The following is a 5258-nucleotide window of genomic DNA, read 5'->3' as shown; positions in this document are numbered from 1 at the left end:
GAAAAGCTTCTGAAGCGTGGCTATATGAACGAAAAATGGAAACAGCCGTTGCTCGTTTTGATGTCATATCTATTACCCAAAAGGGAAACAGCGCTCCAATCATCAAACATTTCAAAGACGTATTTCGATAAAACCCCTCTATTTGTTTGTCGAGCAGCTATTTCATTACATTGATTTGTAACAGCTCATAAACTACCCTTGAATGACAAACACCAATAAACGGCTCACTTTTTCTGAATATATACGAAGTATTTTATCCATTCTCGTATTCTTTTTGATGCTGCTTCTAGCTACCCCGGTCATTCTTTTATTACTGATCATCTCTTTTGGCAAGTTGAGTAACGTTGTTGTTGAACATATAGCTCCGCTTATCGTCAAACCGGTCTTTTGGGTTGCCGGAATCGATTTTAAAATCAAAATGCACTGTGAAGAAATTCACTATCCCGCCGTCTATATTATTAATCACAGTTCTACATTGGATATCCTCACCATTCTGGCGCTTGGATTACCTAAAGTTCGCTTTGTTGCCAAATGGCAGCTTCAGTACAATCCAATTTTTTTCTTATTGGGAAGGTTGACCGGACAGGTCTTTATACGACGTGAAAAATCAGACAAAGCCGTAGAGACTTTGAAAAGGAATGTAGATCGCATAAAAGAAAAAGGATTGACGGTAATGCTTGCCCCGGAGGGATCCAGGAAACATCCTGGTATTATTGGACCATTTAAAAAAGGCCCATTCAGAATGGCGATGGATCTGAACTACCCTATTGTACCCATCTATTTTGAAGGAAACAGAGAACTAAGTGAAGGCGGGTTCCTTTTTACCCATAGCGGAAAAGCGACCGCTCACATACATGAGCCTATTCCAACGGATGATTGGAATCTTGAAAATATTGATGGCAAAATTGAGGAAATAAGATCTCTCTATCTGAGTTGGGCGGGAGTTACAGAACAAGAAAATTTGAATTTTATAAAAAGCACTCCTTAAATGAGGAGTACTTTTTTATAGCTTTATTTTTCTCTGTAGAAATAGATCTTTTTGTTATTAGCGTCTTTACCACTTTTAATTTTAACGTTATGCTCCTGGTTGTATTGGTAAACAGCGGTGCGCATTGAGTTTACACTTTTTTCATTTGTGTAACTTACTTCAACTGCCTGACCGCCCGGCTCAAGTTTATCCAGGGCATCCATCAACGGTTTAAATTTCGAAGATCTTCTTTTACTGGATTGAACCTGAGAACGTTTGACAAATTTTATATCCATTACGATTTATTTGTTAGTTATTAAATCATCACTTTAATATAAAAAAGCTTTATACATTTGACGCACTAAATAAATAATTTTTACAATCAATTCAATATTTCAAATTATCAATTTCATGTTAACATTTATATACGATTCTCTAAACTGTTTTTATTTAACTGTTTCGCTGATGTCAAAATAAATTTTGATACTTAAATATAAAATTATCCAATTTTGACTATTTTCTTATTCACAAATAACTATTCAATCTGATATCATGCTTGAAACAACCCGACAAAATTATAAACTGATCGCGATCTTCATTTCCACTATCGCAGCAGGTATCCCTCTATGGACTCAAACAGACCGTGCGGTAGATTTTACTGAAGTATCATTTCTGATCTCATGGGGACTTTTGGGTTTAATTGCATCGTTTGTCACTCTGTTTGTTGTCAACCTGAAATCAAAAGATATGATATCCAGTTTTATTATTGGATACATGCTTGCTGTGATCACCTACTTTGTTAGCCGTATTCTTATCTCGAATATGATACACAGTCAGTTTTTACTGTCACTTTCATTAGCCATCGGGTTTGGTATTGTAACCGGCTGGTTCGGGACATTTATCTGGAGCCGGGTAAAGAAAAAGAGAAGTAAACCGAAAAAGAAGTGATACTACCAAACACGTTTTAATAATAAGATTGAGTTCGAAATTTATTCTAGAGTTTAAAACCCCATAAAAAGAGCGGGATTATTTGGGGTTCTTCTCTAAAATATCACAACCAATCCCTTGCACCCACTTTTGATCTTTCCTTTTCACTAAAGAATTAGTTAGTCCACTCATCATTTCTTATGTCGAATTTCCTGCCAGCTAGCCTCAAGGCTGACTATCCTTGATTGCAAACAAATGTCGAAAGACACAATCAACTAACTGGGCCCAAAATTCATTTTGGATTTAGAAGAAATCGAAAACCTATTATAAAGTGCTTGAAGCCCGACTCTAAGCGCTTATTTTTTCCAAATAAATAGATAATGCATTTGTGACCTATACCTTTGTCTATTTTAAGTCAGCGTCAATTCAATAGCTAGTATTCAGCAAGTTATCAGATATATGCCCACTTCCAAACGGCACATTTCTAATGTTACCAGTTTTTAATCTAGATTAGATTTTATTAATTTATATTCAGATTAAGGAAATTTGGTAACAAAAAGCTATTTCCTGACTCTTAATATTAAATGATGTGTTAAATTACCATAACCACTCACGCTAATACAACTTGTATGAGCTCTACAACTAAAAAAGATATGATCTACTACAGCATTGTCATTGCTGTAATTACTCCACTTATTTACGGCCTTACTTTGTGGTTGAATTGGCCGTTGCTTGCAACATTGGTTTTCGGCGGGGCGCTATTTATACATCTCATCTATATGTCGAAGCATAGCAAGGATTTTTTTTTCCGAATCAAACAGGATGGATTTAGCTTAAACTCTGTTTCAGGTAAGTTTGGCTCGCTCTTAGGTATTACTGCCAAAAATAACGAATCAGAGACGTAGAAGGTAACCTGTCTAGTCTTTAATCCAATTCTTTACCCAGGATGCTTCCATCCTAGATAGCTTCCTGGAATATACCTTCGTGATAAGCACTGCTCTGTAAGTAGCAACCGTAGTTAAAACTCCAAAACCAATCAGGATTATTGCCTGAATAGATGCATCAAAATGCATTGTTGAGTAGGCCATCCCAATAACAATCAGATTTATCATCCAAAAGAAAAAAGAAGTCTGATTTTTATCCATCCCAAGCTTACTGTACAGTTTCACTAAATAATATTCACTTCTTCCACCTTTCGTAAATGATCCTTTACTATTCACCAGATCTGCAGCCCAAACTACAATCGGAATGATAAGCAATGACAGTATCAAACCTCCGCCATTCACGAGATGAATCCCCTGTCCAGCTACCAGTGTGTTTGCCAGGAAAAATTCCATCATCAAAAATGCGATGACAAACCCCATACTGCTCCAACCTAATTTACCTAACTCTACAGACTTCAAATTGGTACTGCACATCATGTAGCCTATAAAGGAAGATGAGACGATGAAAGAAAACAGAGCCATGTTGAAAAAGCCGGCAGCCCAAAACCAAATACCGAGAACACTTGTGGCTATGATTGCTATTCCACCTGCCAGTTCAGGCATTCTCCCCATATATTTAAACAGAGAAGTGATTAATGTGAGGATACCGGATAAGAAAAGTATAGATAGGTATATTGGAAGACTTTCGATTCCCATCAAGCCTATAATACTGCCAACTTCACTACTTACGCCCACAACCAAAACAACTGCAGCTGAAAATTGAATACCAATCCGTGTTAAAGATGCTGCAATACCTTTACCGGCAACATATCCGGACAAAAGAAATAGTGCTAATGAAGCAAAGAAATATGGGTGAAACGTATGAATATCATTTACGCTCCAAAGTTGAAAAGATAGGATAACAGCTAAAATAACCCCTAAACCGCCGGCTGCCCTGTTCCCTGAGTGCTTCTCTTCACTCAAGTCGTCTTTAAAATATTTTATTTTATTTAAGATCGTATTAAAAACCGGCACCAGTAAAGAGGCTATCAAAAAAGCCATTATTACTGCCGGAAGAACCAAATATAGTTCGTTTGTTAACATTTAAATTACCCCTATAAAATTTACCCTGTATTCTCTCTAATACAGCTTATTATTGTAAAGCATTTGTCCTGTCTAAACCTCAAAAAACTCTTCTCTTCAAACAGAACTGAATATTTAAGGAAAACTTACACAATTCAGAAACCAATACGTACGTAAAAATGCTTAATAGGGCGTAAAACCGATTAGAATACGTTAACATTCAGCCTGATCCGTCTGATATGCGGCTTTACTGGCCGGATTGTGTATTCAACTGATCTTGCAGAAAACCCATCGTTCTCAGTTCATCTTTAAACGTGTACGTTGGGACAATTTCCTGAAGGGAATTTCTTAATGATGACGTTGCATTCCTTTCGATCAGATTAAAAAGGTTCGTTATCTTCATCTCAAGCTCCAGTTTTGTCAGCTTACGGCTGCACACGGCTTTAAAAATCTCAACATGATCTGTTTTCAGCACGCCCTCTTCAGCATTTAAGAGCTCTTCAAACAGCTTCTCTCCCGGACGTAAACCCGTTACTTTTATGTCTATATCCTTTTCGGGCTCCAGTCCATGTAATCGTATCAGGTCGTATGCCATATCGAGAATCTTCACAGGTTCTCCCATATCTAGCACAAACACTTCTCCCCCTTCACCCATCGAACCGGCCTGCATCACAAGCAGCACAGCCTCAGGTATCGTCATGAAGTATCTCTTCATCTTTTTGTCAGTAAGCGTGATCGGGCCGCCATTCTTGATCTGTTCCATAAAGAGAGGCACAACCGAACCCCTGGAGCCCAATACATTACCAAATCGTACGGATATGAATTTTGTGACACACTCCCCGTTGAACGACATACAGATCTCTTCAGCAACTCGCTTTGTGGCTCCCATCACGTTTGTAGGGTTTACCGCTTTGTCGGTAGAAATCATCACAAATTTATCTACCATATATTTACAAGCAAGCTCAGCCAGGTTATGCGTCCCCCCGATATTTACCTTAACAGCTTCCTCCGGATAGCTTTCCAACATGGGTACGTGCTTATAGGCCGCGGCATGAAAAATCACATCCGGCCTGTAAAAGTTTAATATCCGGTCCATTTTGTGCTCATCGGTGACACTGGCCACACACGGAATTAAATTGATACCGGTATGTTTCAACTCGTTTTCTACATGAAAAAGCTCCGTTTCATCAACGTCCAAAGCTACAATGCGTGCAGGGTTTAGTTTAATACACTGCCTAACCAGTTCACTCCCAATCGAACCTCCGGCTCCTGTCACAAGAACTGTCCTGTTCTTAATACTGGCCGTAATCGACTGCATATCCAGGGTTACGGGATCTCTTCCCAATATATCCTCAATA

Annotated in this window: 6 protein-coding genes; 3 read left to right on the top strand and 3 right to left on the bottom strand. The window is 38.3% G+C overall.

From position 1 onward, the window contains the following. The first annotated feature begins 202 nt into the window (after positions 1-202). On the top strand, positions 203-988 hold the full coding sequence (locus ACESM0_RS12580; protein WP_372906554.1) for a lysophospholipid acyltransferase family protein: 786 nt from the start codon (positions 203-205) through the stop codon (positions 986-988). A 23-nt stretch (positions 989-1011) separates the two neighbouring features. Here the strand turns inward: ACESM0_RS12580 and ACESM0_RS12575 are convergent, their stop codons facing one another. Continuing rightward, on the bottom strand, positions 1012-1263 hold the full coding sequence (locus ACESM0_RS12575; protein ID WP_322572975.1) for a hypothetical protein: 252 nt from the start codon (positions 1261-1263) through the stop codon (positions 1012-1014). Positions 1264-1519: 256 nt separating this feature from the next. On the opposite strand from ACESM0_RS12575, the gene ACESM0_RS12570 reads away from it, so the two are divergent. Further along, positions 1520-1915 carry a hypothetical protein gene (locus ACESM0_RS12570; protein WP_372906553.1) on the top strand — a complete coding sequence of 132 codons (396 nt, stop codon included), beginning with the start codon at positions 1520-1522 and terminating at the stop codon, positions 1913-1915. Positions 1916-2523: 608 nt separating this feature from the next. Continuing rightward, entirely contained in the window at positions 2524-2799 is a 276-nt protein-coding gene (locus ACESM0_RS12565) for a hypothetical protein (RefSeq protein WP_372906552.1), read from the top strand. A gap of 12 nt (positions 2800-2811) precedes the next feature. Here the strand turns inward: ACESM0_RS12565 and ACESM0_RS12560 are convergent, their stop codons facing one another. Both ACESM0_RS12560 and ACESM0_RS12555 read right to left on the bottom strand, forming a co-directional pair. Further along, complete coding sequence (locus ACESM0_RS12560) at positions 2812-3879, bottom strand: hypothetical protein (RefSeq protein ID WP_372906551.1); 1068 nt, start codon at positions 3877-3879, stop codon at positions 2812-2814. Positions 3880-4147: 268 nt separating this feature from the next. After that, positions 4148-5258 (bottom strand): UDP-N-acetylglucosamine 4,6-dehydratase family protein (locus ACESM0_RS12555; protein WP_372906550.1); only part of this gene is annotated, 1111 nt, incomplete at its 5' end.

The sequence above is a fragment of the Rhodohalobacter sp. genome (assembly GCF_041686455.1).
In the GTDB taxonomy this organism is placed as follows: Bacteria; Bacteroidota; Rhodothermia; order Balneolales; family Balneolaceae; genus Rhodohalobacter.
This window is presented reverse-complemented; position numbering and strand designations above follow the sequence as displayed.